General features: G+C 67.0%; 22 protein-coding genes. 8 read left to right on the forward strand and 14 right to left on the reverse strand.

Going from position 1 to position 24,550, the window contains the following annotated elements; genetic code table 11:
* Positions 1-3: 3 nt before the first annotated feature.
* The 4 genes from VLI63_RS11835 to VLI63_RS11850 are packed head-to-tail and all read right to left on the reverse strand — an operon-like array spanning position 4 to position 3,953.
* Positions 4-1,077 (reverse strand): ABC transporter ATP-binding protein, encoded by a 1,074-nt coding sequence (locus tag VLI63_RS11835; protein ID WP_409157036.1) that lies wholly within the window; start codon positions 1,075-1,077, stop codon positions 4-6.
* Complete coding sequence (locus VLI63_RS11840; protein ID WP_409157037.1) at positions 1,074-1,895, reverse strand: ABC transporter permease; 822 nt, start codon at positions 1,893-1,895, stop codon at positions 1,074-1,076. Before VLI63_RS11840 ends, VLI63_RS11835 begins: the two co-directional genes overlap by 4 nt.
* A complete protein-coding gene (locus VLI63_RS11845; RefSeq protein WP_409157038.1) occupies positions 1,892-2,779 on the reverse strand; it encodes an ABC transporter permease in 888 nt (295 codons plus the stop codon). Before VLI63_RS11845 ends, VLI63_RS11840 begins: the two co-directional genes overlap by 4 nt.
* 46 nt (positions 2,780-2,825) lie before the next feature.
* Entirely contained in the window at positions 2,826-3,953 is a 1,128-nt protein-coding gene (locus VLI63_RS11850; RefSeq protein WP_409157039.1) for an ABC transporter substrate-binding protein, read from the reverse strand.
* A gap of 207 nt (positions 3,954-4,160) precedes the next feature.
* Here VLI63_RS11850 and VLI63_RS11855 point away from each other — a divergent pair, with 207 nt between their 5' ends.
* Entirely contained in the window at positions 4,161-5,399 is a 1,239-nt protein-coding gene (locus VLI63_RS11855) for a winged helix-turn-helix domain-containing protein (protein WP_409157040.1), read from the forward strand.
* A gap of 20 nt (positions 5,400-5,419) precedes the next feature.
* On the forward strand, positions 5,420-6,559 hold the full coding sequence (locus VLI63_RS11860) for a hypothetical protein (protein ID WP_409157041.1): 1,140 nt from the start codon (positions 5,420-5,422) through the stop codon (positions 6,557-6,559).
* Between the two features lie 79 nt (positions 6,560-6,638).
* Here the strand turns inward: VLI63_RS11860 and VLI63_RS11865 are convergent, their stop codons facing one another.
* Both VLI63_RS11865 and VLI63_RS11870 read right to left on the reverse strand, forming a co-directional pair.
* Positions 6,639-7,535 carry a M48 family metallopeptidase gene (locus VLI63_RS11865; protein WP_409157042.1) on the reverse strand — a complete coding sequence of 299 codons (897 nt, stop codon included), beginning with the start codon at positions 7,533-7,535 and terminating at the stop codon, positions 6,639-6,641.
* A 10-nt stretch (positions 7,536-7,545) separates the two neighbouring features.
* A complete protein-coding gene (locus VLI63_RS11870) occupies positions 7,546-8,112 on the reverse strand; it encodes a LemA family protein (protein ID WP_354575683.1) in 567 nt (188 codons plus the stop codon).
* 168 nt (positions 8,113-8,280) lie between these two features.
* Between VLI63_RS11870 and VLI63_RS11875 the strand changes: the two genes are divergently transcribed.
* Together VLI63_RS11875 and VLI63_RS11880 are read left to right on the forward strand one after the other, a co-directional pair.
* The gene (locus VLI63_RS11875) at positions 8,281-8,808 is read left to right on the forward strand and encodes an adenine phosphoribosyltransferase (RefSeq protein ID WP_409157043.1); all 528 of its coding nucleotides are present in this window, start codon (positions 8,281-8,283) and stop codon (positions 8,806-8,808) included.
* 48 nt (positions 8,809-8,856) lie between these two features.
* Positions 8,857-10,824, forward strand: coding sequence for an amino acid transporter (locus VLI63_RS11880; RefSeq protein ID WP_409157044.1), 1,968 nt, complete (start codon positions 8,857-8,859; stop codon positions 10,822-10,824).
* 16 nt (positions 10,825-10,840) lie between these two features.
* Here the strand turns inward: VLI63_RS11880 and VLI63_RS11885 are convergent, their stop codons facing one another.
* Genes VLI63_RS11885 through VLI63_RS11900 form a run of 4 tightly spaced genes read right to left on the reverse strand, consistent with a single transcriptional unit; the run spans position 10,841 to position 15,378 of the window.
* Complete coding sequence (locus tag VLI63_RS11885) at positions 10,841-12,178, reverse strand: D-arabinono-1,4-lactone oxidase (RefSeq protein WP_409157045.1); 1,338 nt, start codon at positions 12,176-12,178, stop codon at positions 10,841-10,843.
* A gap of 46 nt (positions 12,179-12,224) precedes the next feature.
* Positions 12,225-13,472 carry an amino acid deaminase/aldolase gene (locus tag VLI63_RS11890; protein ID WP_409157046.1) on the reverse strand — a complete coding sequence of 416 codons (1,248 nt, stop codon included), beginning with the start codon at positions 13,470-13,472 and terminating at the stop codon, positions 12,225-12,227.
* Complete coding sequence (locus VLI63_RS11895) at positions 13,472-14,755, reverse strand: MFS transporter (RefSeq protein WP_409157047.1); 1,284 nt, start codon at positions 14,753-14,755, stop codon at positions 13,472-13,474. Before VLI63_RS11895 ends, VLI63_RS11890 begins: the two co-directional genes overlap by 1 nt.
* Positions 14,752-15,378 carry a TetR/AcrR family transcriptional regulator gene (locus VLI63_RS11900; protein ID WP_409157048.1) on the reverse strand — a complete coding sequence of 209 codons (627 nt, stop codon included), beginning with the start codon at positions 15,376-15,378 and terminating at the stop codon, positions 14,752-14,754. The genes VLI63_RS11895 and VLI63_RS11900 overlap by 4 nt, the downstream gene beginning before the upstream one ends.
* Before the next feature lie 120 nt (positions 15,379-15,498).
* On the opposite strand from VLI63_RS11900, the gene VLI63_RS11905 reads away from it, so the two are divergent.
* Complete coding sequence (locus tag VLI63_RS11905) at positions 15,499-17,742, forward strand: hypothetical protein (RefSeq protein ID WP_409157049.1); 2,244 nt, start codon at positions 15,499-15,501, stop codon at positions 17,740-17,742.
* Here the strand turns inward: VLI63_RS11905 and VLI63_RS11910 are convergent.
* Genes VLI63_RS11910 through VLI63_RS11920 form a run of 3 tightly spaced genes read right to left on the reverse strand, consistent with a single transcriptional unit; the run spans position 17,739 to position 20,133 of the window.
* Positions 17,739-18,698, reverse strand: a complete 960-nt coding sequence (locus VLI63_RS11910) for a carbohydrate kinase family protein (RefSeq protein WP_409157050.1) — start codon at positions 18,696-18,698, stop codon at positions 17,739-17,741. The two genes, VLI63_RS11905 and VLI63_RS11910, sit on opposite strands and share 4 nt — an antisense overlap.
* A 5-nt stretch (positions 18,699-18,703) precedes the next feature.
* Positions 18,704-19,024, reverse strand: coding sequence for a putative quinol monooxygenase (locus tag VLI63_RS11915; protein ID WP_409157051.1), 321 nt, complete (start codon positions 19,022-19,024; stop codon positions 18,704-18,706).
* Positions 19,021-20,133, reverse strand: a complete 1,113-nt coding sequence (locus VLI63_RS11920) for a LacI family DNA-binding transcriptional regulator (RefSeq protein ID WP_409157052.1) — start codon at positions 20,131-20,133, stop codon at positions 19,021-19,023. Before VLI63_RS11920 ends, VLI63_RS11915 begins: the two co-directional genes overlap by 4 nt.
* A gap of 215 nt (positions 20,134-20,348) precedes the next feature.
* Here VLI63_RS11920 and VLI63_RS11925 point away from each other — a divergent pair, with 215 nt between their 5' ends.
* From VLI63_RS11925 to VLI63_RS11935, 3 genes are all read left to right on the forward strand, one after another.
* On the forward strand, positions 20,349-21,356 hold the full coding sequence (locus VLI63_RS11925) for a substrate-binding domain-containing protein (protein ID WP_409157053.1): 1,008 nt from the start codon (positions 20,349-20,351) through the stop codon (positions 21,354-21,356).
* A gap of 140 nt (positions 21,357-21,496) precedes the next feature.
* Positions 21,497-22,501 (forward strand): ABC transporter permease, encoded by a 1,005-nt coding sequence (locus tag VLI63_RS11930; protein WP_409157054.1) that lies wholly within the window; start codon positions 21,497-21,499, stop codon positions 22,499-22,501.
* Positions 22,498-23,274 (forward strand): ATP-binding cassette domain-containing protein, encoded by a 777-nt coding sequence (locus tag VLI63_RS11935; protein ID WP_409157055.1) that lies wholly within the window; start codon positions 22,498-22,500, stop codon positions 23,272-23,274. The genes VLI63_RS11930 and VLI63_RS11935 overlap by 4 nt, the downstream gene beginning before the upstream one ends.
* Positions 23,275-23,288: 14 nt before the next feature.
* Here the strand turns inward: VLI63_RS11935 and VLI63_RS11940 are convergent, their stop codons facing one another.
* Positions 23,289-24,548 (reverse strand): D-arabinono-1,4-lactone oxidase, encoded by a 1,260-nt coding sequence (locus tag VLI63_RS11940; RefSeq protein WP_409157056.1) that lies wholly within the window; start codon positions 24,546-24,548, stop codon positions 23,289-23,291.
* Positions 24,549-24,550: the final 2 nt, after the last annotated feature.

A 24,550-nucleotide genomic window follows, 5' to 3' on the forward strand; every position in this document is an offset into this window, starting at 1 on the left:
GTTTCAGCCGTCGACGCCGCTCACCGAGACAGCGTTGCCGCGCAGCCGCACTCCGACGCTCTGCCCGGGCTGCGGATGCTCGGAGACGTCGTGCTGCACCGAGACCAGGGTGCCGTCGGAGAGCGTCAACTGGGTGCGGCGGAGGGAGCCGAGGAAGCTCGATGCCACGACCTTCGCCGCAATGCTGCCGGGCGTCGTCGGCGGGACAAGCAGCAGATCCTCCGGCCGCACCAGGGCGAGCACCGGCCCGCTCATCGCCGGTGACCCGAGCACCCCGAGCGTCTCGCCGTACAGGGTGACCCGTCCGTTCGACAGGGTGGCGGGCATCCGGTTGCTGAGGCCGACGAAAGCCGCGACGAAGGGCGTGGACGGGGTCGTGTAGAGCTCCTCCGGTGTGCCGATCTGCTCGATGTTCCCGTCGCGCATCACCGCGACCCGGTCGGCCACCGCGAGGGCCTCTTCCTGGTCGTGAGTCACGAACAGCGTGGTGATTCCGAGGTCGGTCTGGATGCGGCGGATCTCGTCGCGCAACTGCACCCGCACCTTGGCGTCGAGGGCAGAGAGCGGTTCGTCGAGCAGCAGCACACGCGGCCGGGTCACCAGGGCCCGGGCCAGCGCGATGCGCTGCTGCTGTCCACCGGAGAGTTGATGTGCGTAGCGGGCCGCGAGGTGGCCGAGGCCGACGAGCTCCAGGCTCTCCGCCGCGCGAGCGCGGCGATCGCCGGCCGCGACCTTACGCATCCTCAGCCCGAACTCCACGTTCTCGACGGCGGTGAGGTGCGGGAAGAGCGAGTACGACTGGAAGACCATCCCGATGTCGCGCTTGTTCACCGGCACATCGACCACATCGACGCCGTCGATGAGGATGCTGCCCCCGTTCACCTGCTCCAGGCCGGAGAGGGCGCGAAGCGCGGTGGTCTTGCCGCAACCCGAGGGGCCGAGCAGGGCCACGAACTCCCCCGGTCGCACCGAGAGGTTCACCCCGGTGAGGGCGCGATGGCCGGCATAGTCCTTCACGACATCGATGAGCTCGACTGTTGCGCCGCCGGTCGAGGCGGAGGGGGAAGCGGAAGTCATGAGGCCTTCTTCACGGAACGGGTGCGGCGGTCGGATGCGAGGCGGCCGATGAACAGGAGCAGAATGAATGCGAACCCGAGAGCCAGCAATGAGAAGATCACGGCAACGAAGGGGTCACTCTTCGAGACCTGCACGAGAGCGGTCTGCAGGTTCACGCGGTTGAGCAGCGAGGCGATGGTGAACTCGCCGAGAACCACCGCCGCGGTGATGAATGACGCCGCCAGGATGCCCCGGCGCAGGTTCGGCAGGATGACCCGCCACAACACACTCCCCCAGCCGGCCCCGAGCGAACGCGCAGCCTCGGACAGCGTCACGACATCCACGGCACTCAGGTTGGACTGGATCGCCCGATAGGCGTAGGGCAGCACGGTGACGCCGTAGGCGAAGGCCAGCGTCCAGATCGAGGATCCCGCCAGTCTTGCCACCACCGAATACACGGGAGCGAGCCCCACGACCATCACGATGGCGGGCACCGTGATCGGGATGATGCACACGAACTCGAGCACGCGCCGGAGTCGCGGAAACTGCAATTGCACCAGGATCATCGTCGGCAACAGGATCACGAGGATGATCACGACGGTCACCACGGCGAGGAGAAGCGAGTTGCCGAGGCCGGTGAAGATCGCGGCGTAGGTGACGGTCGCCGTCGGGGAGAAGACACCGGCCCAGTGGGAGAGGGTGTAGCCGCCGGCAAGGTTGCGAAAACTGAACTCGAGCATGGCGATGATGGGGATGGCGAACACGATGCCGACCACGCCGAGAATCACGGTCCGGGCGACCCGCCCGGGTGCCGCCCCCACGGGGCGGACGCCGCTCACTGCTGCCACCTGGTCGTGCGCGACTGCAGGGCGGAGTAGCCCCACATGAGCACCACCATGATCACGATCATCCCGAGGGCGAGCGCACCGGCCATGTTGCTGCGTCCAAGCACGGTCTCGCTGATGAGCGCCGCGCGGATTTGCAGCGGCACGATCTGCGCCCCCTGGCTGATGAGCGCCGCCGCCGTGGCGTACGACGAGAATGCGTTGGCGAAGAGCAGCAGCAGGCTGCCGAGGAAGGATGGCGCGAGCACGGGTCCGGCGATACGCACCCAGTAGGTGAGGCGGGTTCCGCCGAGCGTGGCGTTCGCCTCGGCCCACTGCGGCTTCAGCCCCTCGAGCGCCGGCATGAAGGTTATGATCATGAGGGGCACCTGAAAGTAGATGTATGGCAGCAGCAGCCCCGGCACCTGGTAGAGCCAGACTCCGTTCGAGAAGATGTCGATCCCGAGGCCGCGCAGAAACACGGTCACGAAGCCCTGGATCCCGATAGTCGCGATGAAGGCGAAGGCGAGCATCACCCCGCCGAACTGCGCGAGCACACTCGCCGCGGAGTCGACCATCGATCGAAGTGCGCCCTGCGGATTCATGCCGAGGAGCGCGTAACAGACGAGCGCGCCGACGACAGCGCCGACGACTGCGGTGACAGCGGAGACCCAGAAGGAACTGGCGAAGGTCTTGAGGATGTCCGGGGCGAACAGCGCCGCGACATTGGCAAGGGCGACGTGCCCTTGCGCGTCGAACAGCCCGGAGAGCACCGCGAGCACCGTGGGGATCGCGAGGAAGAGCAGCACATAGAGCGCAAACGGCGTGAGGCCGAGCACGGAGGGTGACAGGGAGACGAGCCGCCGCGCGGGGCGCGGCGGACTCGTCTCGACGGTCACAGCGATGGGGTGGTCATCGAGGTGGGACTTTCCGGTTGAGATGACGCTACTGGGCGACTGCCGCAGCCCACTTCGCGGTGAGCAGTGCGCCCGCGCTGGTGGTCTGGGCATCCGTCGGCGAGACGAACTCGGACGGCATCTTGCCGGCGACAGCCTGGGCGCTCTTGTCCGTCTTGCCGGCCTTGTCCATCGCGGCGATCTGCACCGGGAACGCGCCGGCGGCCAGGTAGAGGTTCTGCACGGTGGGGCTGTAGACGAACTCCTCCCAGAGGCGGGCGGCCGCGGGGTGCGGGGCATCCTTGTTGATCGCCTGGTTGTAATAGCTGCCGTAGGCGCTGCCCGGGAAGACGACCGTCTTCCAGTTCGGGGTGGTCGCGGCCTGGGCGAGGTTGTTGTAGCTCCAGTCGAAGACGACCGGGGTCTCACCGGAGGCGATCGTGGCCGGAGTCGGGTCGAGCGTGAGGAAGTTGCCCGCCTTGCTGAGCTTCTGGAAGAAGTCGATGCCCGGCTGGAAGTCGTCCGCGGAGCCGCCGTTCTGGATGGCCGCGAGTCCGACCGCGGCGAAGGCCGCTCCGGCCTGGGTCGGGTCGCCGTTGATGGCGACCTTGCCCTTGTAGGCGCTTCCCAGCAGGTCGGATAGCTTCTTGGGCGCCGTCTTGATCACCTTGGAGTCGTAGCCGACCGACATCAGTCCGGTGTAGTCGTTGACCCAGAGTCCGGTCTTCTCCTTGTTGGCCTCGGGCACGTCGGCCCAGGTCGAGACCTTGTACGGAGCGAACTTCGCGGTGCTGGCAAGGGCGACGGCGGGGCCGATGTCGAAGACATCCGGTGCCGTGTCCTGGCCGGCGAGGTCGTCGGCCGCCTTGATCTCCTCGGCGCTCGAGCCGTCGGGGTTCGCGGAGTTGACGGTGATCTTGGGGTACTTCTTCTTGAACGCGGCGATGATCTTGCCGTAGTTCGCCCAATTGTCGGGCAGGGCGATCACGTTGAGGGCGCCCTCCTTGTTGGCTGCCTTCACCAGGCCGGCCATGTCACCGAAGGCGGAGACGCTCGTTGCGGTCTTGGCGTCCGCGGCACCGGATGCTGCGGGGGTCGGCGTGCTGGAGCACGCGCTGAGTGAGATGGTGATCGCGGCGACTGCTGCGATGCCGACGATGGTGCGCCTGTTGAACACTTTTCCTCCATTGGGCCGCTCGGCCGCCTGCGCTGTGAGCAGACAGTGGGTACCGTCACGACCTCTGTGGAGGCTAGGCAACGACACTGTCCGCCATGAGTCCCGTCGGTGAACGGGAGACTAACGACGACCCTACGGCACCCAAACGGGGCGGCGGAAGGTCGCCGGGTCTCGATAGTGTCAAGGCGTGCGAGAGTGTGCCGAGAAGTGAGCGACCGCGAGGTTTCCGTAGCCCAGGCCCGCCGCATCGCACTCGCCGCGCAGGGATTCGGGCGGCCGCGGCCAGTCGATCCGGGCATCCGCCAGCTCAATTCCACGATCGACAGGCTGGGGCTTCTGCAGCTCGACTCGGTGAACGTGCTCGAGCGCAGCCACTACCTGCCACTGTTCGCCCGGCTCGGCTCCTATGACAAGGCCGACCTCGACCGCCTCACCTTCGGTCGAAAGGGCAAGTTCGTCGAATACTGGGCACACGAGGCCGCGATCATCCCCGTCGAGACCTGGCCGCTCTACCGCTGGCGCATGGACGCGAACCGGGCGCGGTATTCGACGCCCGGCAGCTGGGTGGCCGAGAACGGCCCGATGCTCGACTGGTTGCGCGCGGAGCTCGGCGCTCGAGGCGCGGTGGCCGCGAGCGAGATCGAGCACGATACCGGCAAGGGGGCGGGCGGCTGGTGGGGTTGGTCCGAAGTCAAGACCGGACTCGAATGGCTGTTCCGGTTCGGCGAGGCGGTCTCGGCTGGGCGCTCCCGGTTCGAGCGCCGCTATGCACTCGCATCGGAGGCCCTTCCGCCTGCCGTGTTCGAGCGGGAGGTGCCGCAGGCTGAGGCCATCCGCGAGTTGCTTCGACTGTCTGCACGCGCCCACGGAATCGGCACACTCTCCGATCTCGCCGACTACTACCGCATCAAGACCGAACCGGCACGGGCGGCTGTGCAGGACCTCGTGGATGCCGGGGAGTTGTTGCCGGTGACGGTGCCGGGTTGGAACCGGCCGGCCTTCCTGCATCGCGAGGCCCGGATCCCGCGACGCATCGACGCGACGGCACTGTTGTCCCCCTTCGATCCCGTGGTCTGGGAGCGCGCGCGGGCCGAACGGATGTTCGGGTTCCGCTACCGCATCGAGATCTACACGCCCGCCCACAAGCGCGTGTTCGGCTACTACACGCTGCCGCTGCTGATCGATGACCGGCTGGCGGGCAGGGTCGACCTCAAGAACGATCGGCAGAACCGCGTCCTTCGCGTGCAATCCGCCTGGACCGAGCCGGATGCACCGCCCGCGACGGTCGAAAGACTCGCGGTCCTGCTGCGCGAGACCGCCGCCTGGCAGCGGCTCGAGCGCATCGAGGTCGTGGCCCGGGGCGACCTCGCCCCTGCGCTGGCCGCGGAGCTCGGTCAGGTACCGATTGGGACACAGCCTCCGGAAACAGCGCTCGAAGTTGAGTAACTCCCACCTAGAATCGGCGCATGTCCATCCCATCAAGGCTCGGATCGGTACTCGCTATCGCGTCGATCGCACTCCTCGCAGTCGGGTGCGTGCGGGTCCAGACCACGCCACCGATACCCACAATCGGAACCCCGGCCACCACGACACCGACTGAACTTCCCGCGCCGACGCCGTGGGCGAAGATCGCGTGCTCTGATCTCGCCTCTCCACAGGACTTCTCGGCCCTCCTGAACGGGCCGGTGAAGTCGATCACAGTGCCGACCAATCACGAGCTGTTGGCAGACCGCGGACCGGTCAGCTTCTCACTGAGGCAGGTCGGGGGGATCGAATGCGAATGGAGCAATGACCGTCCGGCTCAGGGCGATACCGGTCGGAATCTGGACTTTGTCGGCGTTTCCGTCTGGGTGCTCCCCCATGCCACGCAGCGATGGGCTGAATACAAGGCCTACTACCACAACAGTGCGGAAGAGAACATCGGATGTGCCGCCCCCGGCGTTTCCGATCGCTCGGGATCGTGTGCCGCCAGTGTGCTCGCGGGCGACAATTGGGTGGAGATCCAGATCGCGGGACTTCTCGCCGAATCGAGCTCGGACCTCGAAGCCGCTACTCGCACACTGGCCACCCGCGTTTCGGAGGCAGTGCGCAATGCCGCCCCGTCCACCGCACGCTGGAGCGCTCCTGCCGGAACCCAGCAACTTCCTCGCGACTGCGGCACGTTCTTCAGCACCGACGAAGTCGAGCTCGCCCTTGGTGTTCCAGAACCGCTCGTCCTGAACGGCCTTGACGGAGGACTCAGCGTCACCAGCTCGGCCTGGGTGAGCGCCGGCACCACTCCGTGCCCCTGGGTCGAATTGGACGGGATCGGGGGAGCCGGCTATCACGGGTGGCTTCCCGGAGGCGAATGGGCCTGGAACGAGACACTCTCCAGTGCCGCCCCGGGTACTTATCGGAAGATGGCTGTCCCCGGCCTCCGCGCGCCTGATCGCGCATACTCGCGCTGCGTCCCGACGGACACAACCTGCTTCGCCGACCTGGTGATCGCACACAATTGGATCCAGATCGCGGTGAATCAACTCGGACCGGAAGCGAAGACCGCGTCCGCCCCTGCTGCGGTGGCCGCGCTCGCTGCCGCCACGGTCAAGAATCTGGCAGCCGGATAGCGTCAGTCACCACTGTTTCAGCGCGCGAGCGGCCGTCTCAGCGCGAAATACCACCGAACAACCTGCTCGAGGGCGATGCCTAGAACTCGCCACCGATCTTGTGGAGGCGGGCGACCCGGTCCTCGATCGGCGGATGCGTGCTGAACAGGCGGCTCATGAAGCCCGGCTTGGTCGGGTCGGAGATCCACAGGTGCGCCATGGAGGAGTTCTGCTTGCGCATCGGGCGGCCGTATTCACCGAGCTTCTGGAGCGCACTGGCCAGGGCATCCGGATTCCTGGTCGTCATCGCGCTGGTCGCATCGGCGAGGTACTCGCGTTGACGCGAGATCGCGGCCTGCACACCGGCGGCGACGAGGGGCGCGACGATCATCGCGGCGAGGCCGAACACGATGACGATGGGGTTGCCACCACCCCCGCCGCCATTGCGGTCGTTGCCGCGCCCGCCACCGAAGAAGGCGAAGCGCAGGAACAGGTCGGCGATGAACCCGATCGCCACGACCAGGCCGAAGACGATCATCGACACCCGGGTGTCGTAGTTCTGAACGTGGCCCATCTCGTGGGCCATCACACCCTCGAGCTCCGGATCGTCCATCAGGTCGAGGAGGCCGGTGGTGGCGGCGACGTAGGCGTGCTGCGGGTCACGCCCGGTGGCGAACGCGTTCGGCGCGGGGTCGTTGATGATGTAGACCTTCGGCATCGGAAGGCCGTCGGTGATCGACAGGTTCTCAACGATGCGGTAGAGGCGCGGATTGTCGGACTTCTGGATCTCCTGGCCACCCGAGATCGAGATCGCCAACCGGGAGGCGGCGAAGTACTGGATCGTGGCATAACCGATGGCGATCACGATCACCGTCACCGCTATCGAGGTGCTGTTGTAGACCACAGCCGCAAGCACACCGAGCCCGCCGATGATCAGCAGGAACAGCAGGATGATGAAGACGGTGTTGCGTTTGTTCTTCGCTATAGCGCGATACATGAAGCTCTAGCTAGAACTGGACGCGAGGCGGCTCCGCGATGGCCGCGGAGTCCGCCACCTCGAAGAAGTCGCGCTCGGTGAAGCCGAGGCCGCGCACGAAGAGCGTGTTCGGGAACGTCTTGATCTTGGTGTTGAGCTCGCGCACGCCCCCGTTATAGAAGCGGCGAGAGGCCTGGATCTTGTCTTCGGTGTCGACGAGTTCGCCCTGCAGCTGCAGGTAGTTCTGGCTGGCCTGGAGCTGCGGATACGCCTCCGCGACGGCGAAGATGCTCTTCAGGGCGCTCTGCACGTGGTTCTCCGCCACGGCCGCATCGGCGGGGGTCGACGCGCTGATCGACTCGGCGCGGGCTTTGGTCACGGCCTCGAACACGCCGGACTCGTGGGCCGCGTAGCCCTTGACCGTCTCGATGAGGTTCGGCAGCAGGTCGGCACGGCGCTTGAGCTGCACTGTGATGTCGCTCCACGCTTCGTCGACGCGCACGTTGAGGCGCACGAGCCCGTTGTAGGTCGACCACAGGTAGATGCCGATGATGACGACGAGTACGACGATTATGCCGACGACGATAAGGGTATCCATGACCATTCTCTCGAGAACTGGATGCTGCGAAGCGGCGAACCGCAGGACGTGATAACTATATCCGCGAGCGATTCCGCCCCTCGCTTTTTTAGAGCACACTCGGAGCGAACACCGGGTCGTGACAGGCTCTACTGTCAGCACAGTCACTGGAAACCAGGAGGAACACGGATGTCGCAGGACGCCCGCGAAGCGATCGAACGGCTCAGCAGGACGGTCGTCGACTTCCCGTCGCCCGGAATCGTCTTTCGGGACCTCAGTCCGGTCTTCGCGGACGGCCCGGCCTACACGTCGGTCATCGACGCGCTTCTCGCGCCGTTCGCGGGTCAGTTCGACGCCCTGGCCGGCATGGAGGCACGAGGCTTCGTGCTCGCCGCCGGGGCCGCCTACGCGACGGGTCTCGGCTGTGTGATGATCCGCAAGCCGGGCAAGCTGCCCCGTCCGGTGATCACCGAGGAATACGAGCTCGAATACGGCACGGCCACCCTCGAAGTGCACCCCGATGAGCTCGCCCCCGGCGCGCGGGTGTTGCTCCTGGACGATGTGCTCGCCACCGGGGGCACTCTCGCTGCCAGTTGTCGACTGGCCGAGCGCGCCGGCTGGCGCGTCGCCGGCATCAGCGTCGTGCTCGAGCTCGGTGATCTGCACGGAACCGACAAGCTTCCTGATCGTCGAGTGAATTCACTGCTCACCATCTGACCGATATTCTGGGCGAGTGAGGTTCGACCTCCGAGAGGATTGGCACTCATGTCTTCGACACCCACACCGCAGCGCGCCCCCGGATCGCCGCGCACCACGGGGGCATTCCGTCGCTGGATGCTGCAGGGGCTGACCGATCGCTCCGGCTCACACCAGGGCCCGCACGCGCACGTCGCCGAGAAGACGCACTCGTGGTGGAGGGTCATGTGCCTCACCGGTGTCGACTACTTCTCCACGCTCGGCTATCAACCCGCCATCGCGGCGGTCGCCGCCGGGCTGCTCTCCCCCTTCGCCACCATCGTGCTCGTCGCTCTCACCCTGTTAGGTGCCCTGCCTGTCTATCGCCGGGTGGCGAGTGAGAGCTTCCGCGGATCCGGCTCCATCGCCATGCTCGAGCGTCTTCTGCCGTGGTGGGCCGGAAAGCTCTTCGTGCTGGTGCTCCTCGGATTCGCCGCGACCGACTTCATGATCACGATCACGCTGTCCGCGGCGGATGCCTCGGCTCACGCCATCGAGAATCCCTTCGCGCCCGGGTGGTTCCACGGCAACGAGGTGCTGATCACCCTCGTGCTCGTCGCCCTGCTCGGAGGGGTCTTCCTGCGCGGATTCCGGGAGGCGATCGGCATCGCCGTGGTGCTCGTCGCGGTGTATCTCGCTCTCAACGTGGTGGTCATCCTGGTCTCGATCGGCCAGATCTTCGTTCATCCGATCGATGTGACCAACTGGTGGAGCGCGGTGAACACGCAGCACGGCAACCCTCTGGTGATCGTGGGAATCGCCCTCGTCGTGTTCCCGAAGCTCGCCCTGGGACTCTCCGGCTTCGAGACCGGAGTCGCGGTGATGCCGCAGATCACCGGCGACGCGAGCGACACCGACGCGAAGCCGGCCGGGCGCATCCGCGGGGCGCACCGCCTGCTCACGAGTGCCGCCATCATCATGAGCGTCTTCCTTATCACGTCGAGCCTCGTGACCACGATCCTCATCCCGCAGAAGGCATTCCAGGCCGGCGGACCGGCGAATGGGCGCGCGCTCGCCTACCTCGCGCATGAATACCTCGGCCCGTTCTTCGGCACCCTCTATGACCTCTCGACCATCTGCATCCTGTGGTTCGCGGGGGCATCCGCAATGGCCGGGCTGTTGAACCTCGTGCCGCGCTACCTGCCCAAGTACGGAATGGCCCCGAACTGGGCGCGCGCCGTTCGGCCCCTCGTGCTCGTCTTCACCGCCATCGCTTTCCTCATCACCATCGTCTTCCAGGCCAACGTTGATGCCCAGGGAGGCGCCTACGCCACGGGCGTGCTCGTGCTGATCACCTCGGCATCGGTCGCGGTGACGCTCTCCGCGGTGCACAAGAAGCAGCGCAAGCGCACCGTCGGGTTCGCCTTCATCGCCCTGGTCTTCCTCTACACGACCATCCAGAACATCCGGGAGCGTCCGGACGGCATCCGTATCGCCGCGCTGTTCATCATCGGCATCCTGGTGATCTCGATCGTCTCGCGGGTGCAGCGATCGCTGCAGTTGCGGGCGACCTCGGTCGAGTTGGATGCCACCGCCCTCGAGTTCGTGACCGCGGATGCCGCCCACGGCCACATCCGCATCATCGCGAACGAGCCGGATGACGGCAGCAAGTCGGAATACCAGAAGAAGAACTCCGACGAGCGCCGCTTCAGCCACATCCCGCAGAAGTCGAAGATCATCTTCCTCGAGGTGCACCCGGCGGATTCCTCCGACTTCGAGGAGGACCTGCTCGTGCGCGGCATCGAGAAGCACGGCTACCGGGTGCTCGAGGTGAACAGCGGCAACATCCCGAACACGATCGCGGCAGTGCTGCTGCAGATTCGCGACGAGACCGGAATGGTGCCGACGATCTACTTCGAGTGGAGTTCGGGAAATCCGATCTCCAACATGTTCAAATTCCTCGTGACCGGGGTCGGCGATGTCGCGCCCGTGACCCGCGAGGTGCTTCGCGAATCGGAGAAGGACCCGAAGCGTCGACCCGGAGTGCACGCGAGCTAAGCCGGCGGCCGAACTCTCAGACGCCGAGCACGCGATCCAGGTAGGGGTTCGTGAACACGCGGTCCGGGTCGAGTCGATCACGCGCGGCCACGAAGTCGGCGTGATGCGGATAGACCGCCGCGAGTGATTCCGCGTTCTTGTAGTGGATCTTGCCCCAGTGTGGCCGCCCCTGGTAGCCCCGCATGATCTGCTCGACGCCCCGGAAATACTCTTCCGGGTCGTCGCGGAAGTAGCGGTGCACCGCGATATAGCCGCTGTCGCGCTGCGAGGCCGTCGAGAGCCAGTTCTCGTCGGCGGCGGCGACGCGCACCTCCACCGGGAACGATATGCGCCAGCCGCGCGAATCGATGAGCGATCGGATGTCTCGCAGCGCATCCGGAATCGCCGCCCGCGGGATCGCGTACTCCATCTCGCGAAACCGGGTGGTGCGCGGGCTGACGAAGACCTCGTAGGAGTGGTCGGTGTAGGTGCGGTTGCCGTAGACGCGGGTGGCGAGGCGGTTGATTCCCGGGGTGAGGGCCGGCGCCACCCTCCCGACGTTGCAGAGCAGGGCGAGCACGGCATTCGACAGCACGCGGTCTTCCACGAACGCGGCCACCGGGCCGACGGGGTGCCGTTCGGCATCCGCGGGCAGCCGGGTATTGGACTTCGTCATCACACCGTCGGTGTGGGGCCACCAGTAGAACTCGAAGTGATCGACGGCGGTCACCCGCTGTTCGAGTCCGTCGAGCACCTCGTCGAAGCCGCCGGGGCGTTCGACGGCATGCAGCAGGAAGGCCGGTACGCACTGCAGCGTGAGATCGACGAGGATGCCGAGTGCGCCGAGTCCGAGGCGGGCGGCGGGCAGGAGCTCGGGGTTCTCGGTCTCGCTGATGCGCAGGATCGAGCCATCCGCCGTCACCATGGTCACCGCCACGATCTGGGCCGCGAGGCCGGGGTAGTGCGCACCGGTGCCGTGGGTGCCGGTCGAGGTGGCTCCAGCGATGGTCTGCCGGTCGATGTCTCCCATGTTCGGCAGGGCGAGCCCATAGGGACCGAGCAGTGCGGGCAGTCGGTGCAGCTTGGTTCCGGCCGCAAGGGTGACCCGGTTGCGCGGCAGATCGACACCGAGGAGTCCGTCGAGGCGTGACACGTCGAGCTGAACGTCCTGCGCGCGGGCGATGGCGGTGAAGCTGTGGCCGGCGCCGACGGTCTTCACGGTGAACTCGCGCTCGCGGGCGAAACGAACGATCGCCGCGACTTCGTCAACGCTCGACGGGCTGGCCATCATGAGCGGACGCACCGACTCCGAGCGGCCCCAGTTGCGCCAGGTCGTGCCCGGGGTGATGCCCGCGATCGCTGTTTCGACTGTCACCATTCACTCCTCAGCGAGACTCTACTGCGAGCGCGTTTCGAATCTCTCACAGGAAGACCTTGCCCTCGCCGCGGTAGGTGGGCGCCGAATCGACGATGCGATCCCCGTCCACCAGCACGAAAGCATCGAGATGCTCACTGAGCTCTCCTGCCTTCGTGTGCCGGAGCCACACCCGGTCACCGATCTCCAGCCGGGCGGCGGCCTCTCCGGTGAGCGGGGTCTGCACCTCTCCCGCCATCTCATTGGCGACCATCTTCGTGCCCTCTGGCCAGGCCACGACGGGAAGCCGATCGACCCCCGGCGGACCGGATGCGACCCACCCACCCCCGAGCAACGTGGCCATCTGCGCCGAGGGTTTGCGCACCACCGAGAGCACGAAAGATGCGGCGGGAGCGGGAAGGAAGTGGCGGTAGTGGTCGAAGAGATGGGGGCCGAACAGCCCGCTGCCCGCGGCGATCTCGGTCACCGCCGGCTCCGCGCCCGTCGACTCGAGTGAACCGGTGCCGCCTCCGTTGACGAACTCGAGGTCGGCGAGTGAACGCACCGCCGCGACGGCTTCCGCCCGGCGACCGGCGAGCTCGCTCGTCGAATTCTTCTGGATCCAGCGCACGGCCACGCCCCGAGCCGCGCTCGCCGGCTCGTTCCCGAGTCCGGCGATCTGGCTCTCGTAAGCCATCAGTCCGACCAACGAGAATCCGGGGCGGGCGACGATCCGCTCGGCGAGAGCGCGGGCATCCCGAGCGGTGAACACCGGGGAGCGGTAGGTGCCGAGATGGCCGAGTACCTTCGGATTCCAGGACGCGTCGAGCTCGAGGCAGACTCGGATGCGCTCACGGTTTGCGGGAGGGATCACGGCGTCGATGTAGTCGAGCTGGTCGACGCTGTCGACCATGAGGGTCACCCGGGCGGCGAGCAGCGGATCGAGCGCGAGTCGCCGGATCGCCGCACGGTCGACGCTGGGGTAGCCGACCACGACGTCGGTGATGCCCTCGTGCCGAGCATCCCCCTCCGCGAGCCAGAGCGCCTCGGGAAGGGTGTACGCGAGCACCCCGGAATAGCCGGGAAGAGCGAGAACCGCGTCGATCACCGCGCGCACCCGCACCGATTTCGACGCGACCCGGATGCTCGTGCCCTTCGCTCGACGCAGCATGTCGAAGGCGTTGTGGGCGAGGGCGGGCACCGAGATCACGCCGAACGGGGGGTCGAGTTCGGCCGTGGCGCCCTGGAGCGACGTCCAGTATTCGGACGGACGGAGCCACGGGGAGTCCGCGGGCGGCACGAGAGACAGCGGCATCAGCGCACCGATCGGATGGGCAGAACGGCGAGTGCGCCGAGCAGGGCAGCCAGCGCGGAGAGCACGAATAGCCCCTGGAAGCCGGCGAGGGCGGCGACGACGAAGGCTCCGATCAGCGGTGCGATCGCCTGGGGCACGGCGGTGGCGATGTTCATGATGCCGAGATCCTTGCCGCGGGTGTGGGCGTCGGGCAGCACCTGCGTCGCCAGCGCCTGGTCGACGGACAGGAAGCATCCGTAGCCGAGACCGAGGATGCCGGCCGCCACCATCGCGACACCGAGCACGGGCACGAAGGCGAGCATCAGCGCCGCGACGCCCTGCAGAGCGGCGGCAGCGAAGACGAATGCCTTGCGCCGGCCGAGCCGGTCGGAGAGCCGTCCGAGCACCAGTGAGGCGAGCACCACGAAGATCATGTAGATGAGAATCAGGAAGAGCAGCACATCGTCCGAGTGCTCGACTCTCAGGCCGTCCTGCAGAAAGTAGAGCAGCAGAGAGGTGCCGAACGCGTTGCCGAAGTTGACGAGGATGCGGCTGGTGAGGGTCCATCCGAAGTCCGGATACTGCCGCGGGCTGATCCAGAAGCCCGCGATGAGGCCGCGCAGGGTGAGCGGCGACCGCGCGGACCGCGGGAGGACAGCATCCGGGATCCGCAGCACGAAGGGAAGCACCAGCAGCACGAGCACCACCGCGACGAGGGTGTAGCCGGCCACCTGGCTGAGCACGAGCACCACCACGAGCAACACGCCGAGGATGGTACCGATCGCCTGTGGGGCGGAGATCCATCCCGAGACGAATCCGCGCTGCCCCACCGGCACCTGGTCCGAGATCACCGCGGTGAGGGCGGCGGTGAGCACGCAGAACCCGATGAGGGCCAGGGACCAGAAGATGCCGATGCCCACGAGCGACTGCTGAACGCCGAGCAAGACGAGCGCGGCAGCGAACACCAGCGCGCCCCCGAGGATCCAGGGCCGGCGGCGACCGAACCTCGACGTCGTTCGGTCGGAAAGGGCACCGGTGAGCGGAAAGGCGATGAGTGCGAACACCCCGGCGATTCCCGAGACGATGCCGAACGCGACCACCTTGTCGACCCAGTAGGTCGCACTCAGTTGCGCTTCGACCTGGGCGGGCAGCAGCAGCTGGATCGGCGTGAGTTGCGCCATCCAGACCCCGAGCCAGGCGATGGCGAAGAGCGCGATCCATCCGCCGGAGACGTGCCGTTTCGGCTCGCCGAAGAGCTGCACCACCGAGTCGGTGGTCGAACGGTCGAGGGCCGGGGTCGTCATCGGGCGTCCGCATTCCCGACGGCGAGCGGCATCTCGACGGCGAGGGCGCCGATCGCGTCCGCGGCGAAATCCATCAGGCGTCCGGCGGCGACATCGTCGCGATCGGCGAGCCAAGCGATCGTCAGCCCGTCGGTGATCGCGATGAGAATGCGCGCGAGCTGTTCGATCGGCATCGTCCACTCCACCCCGGTGAGCTCGGCACCGCGTTCGAGCAGAACTCGGGCGGTGTGGAAGTAGCTCGCGTACTGCGCCCGGGGCAGCTCCTCCAGGCCCGGGGTCCGCAGCGAGTACTGCACGAGCTCCTGCATCGCCTGCTCCCGCGAGGGATGCGCCTTCAACAGGTCGAAGTATGCCTGCAGCCCGGCTCTGACCGCCGAGCGGATGTCCGCATCCCGGTCCAGCGCCTCGAGCGAGACGCGCTGCTCGTCCTGCACCACGAAGGCGATGAGTTCGCGGATCATCTCGTCACGCGACCGGAACGCGTAGTGGAAGCTCGCGAGCGACATCTCGGCCTCGGCGACAATCGCCCGGGTCGTCGCGCCGTGGACGCCATCGCGGTCGATCACCCGCAGGGCGGCCCTCACGAGGGCGGCTCGTCGTTCTGCGGAACTAACCCGGGCCATGTCGGGTCCTCTCTGTGGGTCACTCGTCCCAGTCGCGTGACTTGAATCATGGCGGGGATCATCGGCCGCGTCAATATGCCGATCGGCTCCGGAGTCGTCCCGGCTCGATCGATTGAGCGGATGATTGCTCACTTCCATTACCGCGCACAGATAATTGACATCGGGGACGATGCCGTGCTGAATGGACTCACAGTGCAGCCCTCACACTCGAGCGTCTCCCCACGTCCGTTTCGCGATCGCGGACCGAGCGCGTACCGTCGAGGTCTCCTGACGGTGCTCGCCGTCACCGGCTTCGCGCTCCAGTCCGTCCTGGTTCTGGGAGCCGCTGCGGTCCCGCCCGATGCCCCGGGTGCGTCGGATTCGGCAGATGTGGCGACTGCCGCGACCGCCGCCCCGGCGCCGAGCCCCTCCCCCACCCCGTCAGCGACTCCCGCGACGTTCAGCTTCAGCGCCCCCGGGTTCTCCCCCACGAATGCCGTGCGGCTGAGCGGCACCAAGGACGCGGGAAGCAGCGTCGTGATCTCCCCCCGCTCGGCCCAGGGCAGCCCCTTCTGCACCATCCCGGCCTCCGACGACACCGAGTTCGAATGCACCGCAGCCGTGGCGAGCGGCGCGTCGATCACCCTCCTCGCGGTGCAGACGCTCGCCGGCGTGGCATCCGCACCCCTGTCCGCCACTGTCGACGTGCTCGGAGCGCCCACCATCGACGGCGCGCCAGACTCTCGGACGACCGGTCTCATCTCCGGCTATGGGTTCGCGGGGAGCACGGTGACCGCGGTCGTGGAAGGCGGAGCGGTCGGATGCTCGTCGGTCGCGACCGACTCCGGCTACTGGTCCTGCGCGCTCACCGTGCCCTCCGGGCCCTACGTGATTCGGGCGAAGCAGTCGCGCGTCGACCTCGGGGGTGGCGCATCGTCGTCGCTGTCCGGCTCGCTCTCACTCGTCGTGGACCGGGATGCCCCCGCAAGCGCGGTGATCACGTCACCGGTGGGCGGCAGCCAGGTGACCGGCACCCAGGTCGCTGTCTCGGGAACCGGCGAGACCGCGGCCCCCGGCCTCGCCGGCACGGCGGACGTCTACCTCGACAACCTCCCCGCCTGCCAGTCCGCGATCGTCGGTGGTACCTTCAGCTGCACTGTCGGCGGAGTGCCCAAAGGAGCACACAGTCTGCTGGTGATCCAACGCGACGCCGCGGGCAATTACAGCGCGCCGAGCGCGCCGATCACCGTCACTTTCGGTTCGCGCGGCGGAGCCGCGGTTCCCGCCCCTCCGGCAGTGCCACGGCCGCCTGGTACCCCCGCGGTGCCGAGTGTGCCGCCGAGCATTGCGCCGCCGAGTGGGAGCCCCAGCCCGCCGCCTTCGGCTCCGCCCGTGCCTCCGGGGGGCTCCCCCGACAACTGGGGCACGCCGACGACCTTCGGTGCCATGCTTCCCACCCTGTCGAGCAGCGTCACCTCGGGCAAGCTCGCACTCGCCCCGCTCCTTGCGCTCGCTTTCGTGCTGCTCATCGCACTACCGCTGCGCCTGCTGGCCGGAGCGCTTCGCGGACGCATCCGGATGCCGTCACTGCAGTTCACCGGTCGCAATCGCGCTCGGCCCTCGGCATCCACCCCCGTCGCCGAGCCGACGCCGCTGAACCCCTGGATCATCGGGGCGGTTCCGCTGGCGGCAGCGGCAGCTCTCATCGTCATCGCCGGCGGGGTGGACGACCAGGTTCGGTATTTGAGACTCAGCGTCGCGGTGGTGATCGGCCTGGCCGTGCTCAACCTGGTCGGGGTCGCCGTTGCCACCCGATGGGGCTCATTCGCGCAGCACGTGAGCGGTCGGCTGCGTTTCGTGCCGTTGCTCCTCTTCGCGGCGGTTCTGGCCGCGGTGCTGTCCCGGGCCTCCGGCATCCATCCACCCGTGATCGCGGGCGTGCTCATCGGGGTGGGCTTTTCGAGCACCGTCACTTCTCGAGCGCGCGCGATCGTGAGCCTGGTGGAGATCGGATCGGTCACCACGCTCGCCGCCGGCGCCTGGCTGCTTCACGGCCTGTTCGGAGCCGCAACGGGCTTTTGGGCGCTGCTGGCCGCCGAGTCCCTCGCCACCATCGCGCTCGCCGGACTCGGATCGGTCGTGGTGCTCATTCTCCCGATCGCCTCCCTCCCGGGGCGAGCGGTATTCGAGTGGTCGCGACCGGCCTGGCTGGCGACGATCACAGTAGCGGCGCTGTTCGCCTCCGTTGTGGTGCTCGGCGGCGGCGACGCCTCCTTCCCCATGATCGGCGCGATCCTCTGCGCCGGTGCCTTCGCCGCCCTCAGCGTGGCGGTGTGGGGCTGGTTGCGCTTCGTCGAACCCGGAGCGGGCGAGCTGTACGACTAAGCGAGCGCCTCCGCCAGGGAGGGAGGGTTCGAGCCGGGGCGCGACACCGTGATTGCGGCACAGGAGACGGCGAACTCGCCGATGTCGGACAACACGGAGTGGTCGAGGGCGTTGCCGTCGGCGAGCGCAGCAGCATCCACTCCCGACTGCAGAAGAGCCTGCAGCTTCTGCACGACCGCACTCATGAAGGAATCTCCCGCACCGATGGTGTCGGCAACGGTGACCCGCCGGCCCGGCACGCTCACGCGATCGGTCGCGGTCGCCAGCAGCGCTCCGGATGCCCCGAGCGTGACGATCGCGAGTGTTGCGCCCATCGCCAGGAGACGGTCGACCACCGCGTCGGGAGTCAGCTCGCCGAACAGCCAGAGGGCGTCTTCATCGCTCACCTTGACCACGGTCGACAGCGCGGAGAGGCGCTGCACGACGGCCAGGGAGTCGGGCTTCGAACCGATGATCGAGGGGCGAATGTTGGGATCGAAGGTGATGATCGCCCGGCGCTCCGCAGCAGTCCGGAGCAGGGCTTCGAGCTGGGATGCCCCGGGCTCGAGAAAGGCGGCTATCGAACCGGTGTGCACTATCGCACCCTGGTGCACGATCGAGCTGTCGGGCAGGTCGGCAACGAAGCCCAGTGACCAGTCGATCAGGAACTCGTAGCTCGCCGATCCGCTGTCGTCGAGGGTGGCCGTGGCGGTGGAGGTGCGTCCCTCGACGATCGACCCCGGCACGAGCGGAACCCCCGCGGAGGCGAGGTAGTCGGCGATGACGACACCACGCGCGTCCGTGCCGAGGTTCGTCAGCAGCTTCACCGGGCAGCCGAGCCTGGCGAGGCCGACGGACACGTTCATCGGCGATCCGCCCGCATGCTCGTCGAGGCCTCCCGGGGAGGCGACCACATCCATGAGTGATTCACCGATCACGAGCACGCCAGCCGAAGGAGAGGGAACGTCACGGGTCATGCGGTTCATCCTTTCGTGGCGGTGCGAGGGCCGACGGCGATCGGTGACAGCATCGTGAGCCGGGATCCGCCTCCCACGACCAGTCCTCCCAGCCGCGCGTTGAAGTCGTAGCCGTGGCTGCTCGCGAGGTGTTCATCGAAGGCGGCCTGGTCACGATAGGCCTCGTAGACGAATACCGTACTAGGTGAATCGACGCGATGGTGCGGGTCGAACACCAGATTGCCTGGCTCGGCTCGCACCCGTTGCGCGAACTCCGCGATGAGGTCCGAGACGAGAGCGTGGTTGCCTGCGGTGGCAGTGAATTCGGCATACAGCGCGATGGTCATGTGGTCGCGGTGCCGGTTGTCACGGTGCCGGAGACGGGACCGACCGAGCCGCGAACGACGAGTCTCATCGGCAACACGACGGATCGCAGAGCCGTCTCCCGGGCGGTGTCCGCATCGCCGGAGGCGATCTGCGCCACGAGGTTCTCGACGGCGGCTTCTGCCATCGCCTCGATGGGAAGGTCGACGACCGTGAGCCCGGGGGTGAGCACCGGTGCCCAGGGCGCATCGTCGAACCCGATGTACGAGATATCGACACCGACGGTGAGTCCGCGCTCCTTGGCGACGCTCAGCATCGCGAGCGACACGTTCGCATTCGACCCGAGGATGGCCGTGGGCGGGTCGGCAGAATCGAGGATGCTGCGAACAGCCTGCCGAGCGGTCTCTCCGCCGTCCGCGGCGAACCAGACCCAATCGTCACCCACCGGCAGGCCCGCGGCAGCCATGCCCTCGAGATACCCCTCGGTACGGTCGTGCAGGGTGGAGACGAGACCGTCCGGCCGCACGGATGTCTGGCCGTGGATGTTCGCGGTCACCACCACAAGGCCGATACGCGTGTGGCCGTTGGCCCGGAAGTGATCGAGCGCATCCCGCGCCCCGGTGCGGTTGTCGGCGGAGACGCTCGGCAGGTCGAGGGAATCCAGTGTGCGGTCGAGAAGCGTCACCGGCTTGCCCTTGAGCGCGTCGGGGCTGATGAATCTCAGGTCGTGAACCGCACTGGGAACCAGGATGACGCCGTCGACCTGTTTCTCCAGCATGATGCGCATCGAATCGCGCTCTGCCGAGAGGTCTTCGTTCGTGTTGGAGACGAGCACCTGGTAGCCCTTGCGGTGCGCGGCGTCGATCACCGCACGCATGGCGAGGTCGAAGACACTCAGCCCCACCTCGGTGATGATGAGGCCGATCGTCTGGGTCTTGCCGGCCCGCATCGAGCGGGCGAGAACGTTCGGCACGTACCCCAGGGTCTCCGCTGACCGACGCACCTTGTCCCGGGTTTCGGAGTTGACCACACCGTAGTCCGAGAGGGCGCGGGAGGCGGTTGCACGAGAGACACCCGCGTGCAGGGCGACATCCCTGATCGTGAGGGGGGCTTCGTTACCCGATTGTTTCATGAAGGATTTCCTGTGCGTTTGACAGCGGCGTTGAACGGTGTGATGATCATACCCGCATCAGCGAGATCGATCTCACAAAACTTTTGAGATCGATCTCATGCCCTCGTCGAACTTCACAGCCCGGCCCCGTGCCGGTCCCCCGCAGTCAGACGAATTGATGCCGTGGAATGGCACAAGCGGTCCGCGACAATGCACTCAAAGGAGAGTTACCAACAATGAACCGAATCGTCAAAACTGCGGGTGTGTTCGGGGTCGCGACGACCCTCTTGCTCGGCGCAGCCGCGTGCAGCTCCACTTCCGGAACCACCAGCTCGAGCGGTGCATCCAAGACCCTGACCATCGCGTTCGTCATGGGTGCGGAGGCGGATCCCTTCTTCAAGGCGATGAAAGTCGGCGCCGAAGCCGAGACCGCCGCCAAGAAGGCGAAACTGGTCTGGCAGGGCGACCCCTCGGTCTACTCCCCCGCGACCCAGATCCCCATCGTCGACCAGGTGCTGGCGCAGAAGCCCAGCTGCCTGGTGCTCATCCCCACCGACCCGAAGGCGCTGCAGGCGTCGGTCACCAAGGCGAAAGCCGCGGGCATCCCGGTCGTCAACGTCGACACTCACGTCGAGGACCTGAGCGACGTCGTCTCCTTCATCACGGGAGACAACAAGCAGGGCGGCGAGGCTGCCGCAGACGCGATGGCCAAGGCGATCAAGTACACCGACGGCCAGAAGTACCAGGTGGTCGCCGGACTCACCTCCGCCACCGCCACCACCAACGTCGACCGCCTCGAGGGCTTCAAGTCGCAGCTCGCCTCCAAGTACCCGGGCATCGACCTCGTCGACACCGCGTACTCGCAGTCGCAGGCCGCCACGGCCAACAGCAACGTGAGCAACTGGCTCACCAAGTACCCGAACCTGAGCGGCATCTTCGCGATCGATGGCACCAACGCCACCGGCGCGGCATCCGCCCTCCAGGCCAAGGGACTGACCGGCAAGGTCGCCCTCATCGGCTACGACGCCTACCAGACCAACGTCGACCTCATCGGCAAAGGCGTCTTCACCGCGCTCATCGCCCAGGACCCGGCCGAGGAAGCCCGCCAGGCCGTCGACACCTGCGTCAAGTACATCGAGACCAAGTCGAAAGATGGCATCACCGCCGCTGTGACGCTGCCGAACATCCTGCTCGACAAGTCCACTTCCGCAGCGGACCTCAAGAAGTACACCTACGTCCAGTAGGTAGGTACCACCCCTCGCCCGGTGCCGCGAGACTCTTTCGTCCGCGGCACCGGACGATTCCCCCACTCTGTACAGTGCAATACACGCAACGAAGCGAAGGGCAGATCGTGCCAACCAGTCAAAGAACGGCAGAGTCTCCAGTGGCAGCGACGGGCGGCCCAGCCGGCCCGCTGACCGGGCGGATCGCTCGCATCTTCTCGAACCAGCAGACCATCCTGCTGCTGGTGCTCGTGGGCATGATCATCCTGTTCTCGGTGTTGAACCCCGTGTTCTTCACGACGGATGTCTTCGGCAATATCCTGCTCGACTGGGGACCGATCGCCCTCATCGCCGTCGCAGAGACCTTCGTCGTCATCTCGGGCGGAATCGACCTCTCCGTGGGCGCCACCCTCGGATTCGCCGGAGTCATCGCCGCTTACGCGATGGAGGCGATGACCGGCGCGGGTCTCCCTGACGGCCTCGCGATCTTCCTCGGCACCCTCGTGGCCGCGGCGGTCGGCATCGGTGTCGGGCTGATCAACTCGCTCCTCATCAACCGTGCTCACCTCGTGCCGTTCATCGCCACTCTGGCCACCCTGGGTGCCGCGGGCGGGATGTCCATCGTGCTCACCGGCGGAGCGCCGATCGGCAATGGCCCTCCCTCCGCCATCTCCCTCAGCGTGCCGTGGCTCGGGCCGCTCTCCTGGCCGGGGATCGTCGTGATCATCATCGTCGTGATCACCGGCCTCTACCTCCACAAGTCACGCTTCGGGCGCTACACCTTCGCCATCGGCTCCAATCCTTTCGCGGCCCTTGCCGCCGGAATCAACGTGAAGCGCCAGATCACCAAGATCTACGCACTCTCCGGCTTCCTCTCCGGACTCGCCGGTATGTTCCTCTACCTCCGGCTCGGGTCGGGCGCCCCGACCTCCGGAGCCGGCAACGAGCTCGATGCGATCGCCGCCGTGGTCATCGGTGGTGTCGCCCTCTCCGGCGGAATCGGTCGCATGACCGGCACGGTGCTCGGCTCCCTGATTCTCGCAACCGTCACCAGCGGTCTCATCATCATCGGCGTCGAGCCGAACTGGAAGCAGGTTGTGGTGGCCATCCTCATCGCCGCCGCCGTCTCGCTCCAGGCACTTCGTTCGAAGGGAAGAACCTCATGACCGACAGCCCGCTCTACGAAGTCCGCAACATCTCGAAGAGTTACGGCAGCGTCGTCGCCCTCGAGAATGTGAGCCTGCAGGTGCGCGCCGGTGAGGTGCTCGGCCTCGTCGGAGACAACGGCGCCGGCAAGTCGACCCTGGTGAAGGCACTGTCCGGTGCTCATCTTCCGGACACCGGGGAGATCCTGCTCGACGGCATCCCCCGCCGCTGGAAGAGCCCGCACGACGCGCTCGAATCGGGAATCGAGACCCTATACCAGGACTCGAGCCTCGCTTCGCACCTCTCCGTGTCGTCCAACGTGTTCCTCGGTCGCGAGCTCACGGCTCCCGGCATCCTCGGCAAGCTCGGTTTCCTGGCCCAGAAGAAGATGGATTCCGTCGCTCACGCCGACCTCGAGCGCGTCGGCATCGCGGTGCCGGCCTCCAATCGGCCGGTGGCGCAGCTCTCCGGTGGACAGCGCCAGGCTGTGGCGATCGGACGAACCGTGTCCTGGGCTCGCAAGGTGATCATCCTCGATGAGCCGACAAACCACCTCGGGGCACGTCAGGCCAAGGAGGTGCTCGAGGTCATCCGCGCGGCCAAGGCCAAGGGTCTCGGAGTGATCTTCATCTCGCACACGCTTCCGCACATCCTCGAGGTGACGGACCGCGTCGTGGTGCTGCGCCTCGGAAGGGTCGTGCACGATGCGCCGACGTCGAGCTTCACCGTCGACTCCCTGCTCGGCACGATCACCGGCCTCATCACCGAGGCGATCCCGACGCTCGACTCGTAGCTCGACCGCGGCGTTCAGTCGCTGAGGCCGAGTACCCGCTCGAGATAGGCGTTGCGGAAGCGATGCTGCGGGTCCAGCCGCTCGGCGAGCGCCGCGAATTCGGGCAGCCTCGGATAGAGCGGCGCGACATCCGCCACGGTCATGGTGTTGACCTTGCCCCAGTGGGGGCGGGCCTCGAACGGCGCGAGTGCGGCCTGGATCTGCGGGGCCAGCCGGGCGACCGCCTCCGGTTGTTTCTTCCAGGTGAAGTGGATCGCGAGGCTCGGGCGCCCGTTCGCGGTGCTCAGCCAGAGCTCGTCCGCTGCAATGGTGCGCAACTCGGTGATGAGCAGGTGCGGCGCGATGGACTCACCGAGCTCGCGGACGGCGGAGAGAGCCTCCGGTGCCGTGCGGCGATCCACGAAGTACTCGGTCTGCAGTTCGTCGCCGTTGCTCGGCGTCGAATCGAGCCGGAAATGCGGCAACCGCTCCGACCACGGGCCGGGGATGCCTCCCTGCACTGTCGTGTTGCTCTCTCCCTCGACGAGCGAGACCTCCTCCGCGGACGCCGCAGCCCCGAACAGCGTCGGTGGCATCGATCCGGAATCCCCGGGCGCCAATCGCGTCTTGAACCACGCACTCTGCAGGCTGTCGCCCCGCCAGTCGGTGAAGAGGCTCACGCTGTAGGCCGCCGCGGTGATCTGCTCGAACTCGGCAAGCACACGATCCCAGGGCAGATCGGTGTAGACGTCCTGGCGCACATCGAAAGTCGGCTGGATGTCGAGCGTCACGCGGGTGACGATGCCGAGCGCACCGAGAGAGACGACCATCCCCGCGAACGGCGGATCGCTACGGTCGACCTCGAGCAGCTTCCCCTCCCCGGTCACCAACTGCAGGCCCGCGACCGCGGTCGAGAGGTTTCCGAGGGCGTTGCCGGAACCATGGGTGCCGGTCGCGACGGCGCCGGCCACCGAGATGTGGGGCAGCGAGCCCATGTTGTGCAGGGCGAAACCCTGGTCGGCGAGCCAGCTCGCGAGCACCCCGTAGCGGGTGCCGGCGGCCACCGACACGGTCATCCGTCCGGTGTCGAGTCGCGGCTCCGGCTCGCGGTCTACCAGTGACACGAGAGTACCCGCGGTGTCGGCCAGGTCATTGAAGCAATGACGGGTGCCGAGGGCCCGGACGCGCGGACTCACGACCACCAGCTCCTGAAGCTCTTCGACACTCTCGGGCACGCGCAGTTCCGGCGCGCCGAACCGGTAGTTGCCCGCCCAGTTGACGCCGGCCTCCCCCACTG

Source organism: Lacisediminihabitans sp. H27-G8, assembly GCF_046156175.1.
In the GTDB taxonomy this organism is placed as follows: Bacteria; Actinomycetota; Actinomycetes; order Actinomycetales; family Microbacteriaceae; genus Lacisediminihabitans.

Excerpts from the sequence above, each read along its gene's own strand:
- VLI63_RS11860 (WP_409157041.1), top strand. The coding sequence starts at position 5,420 with ATGTCCATCCCATCAAGGCTCGGATCGGTACTCGCTATCGCGTCGATC.
- VLI63_RS11910 (WP_409157050.1), bottom strand. The coding sequence starts at position 18,698 with ATGACCCGTGACGTTCCCTCTCCTTCGGCTGGCGTGCTCGTGATCGGT.
- VLI63_RS11875 (WP_409157043.1), top strand. The coding sequence starts at position 8,281 with ATGTCGCAGGACGCCCGCGAAGCGATCGAACGGCTCAGCAGGACGGTC.
- VLI63_RS11935 (WP_409157055.1), top strand. The coding sequence starts at position 22,498 with ATGACCGACAGCCCGCTCTACGAAGTCCGCAACATCTCGAAGAGTTAC.
- VLI63_RS11880 (WP_409157044.1), top strand. The coding sequence starts at position 8,857 with ATGTCTTCGACACCCACACCGCAGCGCGCCCCCGGATCGCCGCGCACC.
- VLI63_RS11890 (WP_409157046.1), bottom strand. The coding sequence starts at position 13,472 with ATGCCGCTGTCTCTCGTGCCGCCCGCGGACTCCCCGTGGCTCCGTCCG.
- VLI63_RS11920 (WP_409157052.1), bottom strand. The coding sequence starts at position 20,133 with ATGAAACAATCGGGTAACGAAGCCCCCCTCACGATCAGGGATGTCGCC.
- VLI63_RS11870 (WP_354575683.1), bottom strand. The coding sequence starts at position 8,112 with ATGGATACCCTTATCGTCGTCGGCATAATCGTCGTACTCGTCGTCATC.
- VLI63_RS11835 (WP_409157036.1), bottom strand. The coding sequence starts at position 1,077 with ATGACTTCCGCTTCCCCCTCCGCCTCGACCGGCGGCGCAACAGTCGAG.
- VLI63_RS11865 (WP_409157042.1), bottom strand. The coding sequence starts at position 7,535 with ATGTATCGCGCTATAGCGAAGAACAAACGCAACACCGTCTTCATCATC.
- VLI63_RS11925 (WP_409157053.1), top strand. The coding sequence starts at position 20,349 with ATGAACCGAATCGTCAAAACTGCGGGTGTGTTCGGGGTCGCGACGACC.
- VLI63_RS11905 (WP_409157049.1), top strand. The coding sequence starts at position 15,499 with ATGATTGCTCACTTCCATTACCGCGCACAGATAATTGACATCGGGGAC.
- VLI63_RS11900 (WP_409157048.1), bottom strand. The coding sequence starts at position 15,378 with ATGGCCCGGGTTAGTTCCGCAGAACGACGAGCCGCCCTCGTGAGGGCC.
- VLI63_RS11915 (WP_409157051.1), bottom strand. The coding sequence starts at position 19,024 with ATGACCATCGCGCTGTATGCCGAATTCACTGCCACCGCAGGCAACCAC.
- VLI63_RS11895 (WP_409157047.1), bottom strand. The coding sequence starts at position 14,755 with ATGACGACCCCGGCCCTCGACCGTTCGACCACCGACTCGGTGGTGCAG.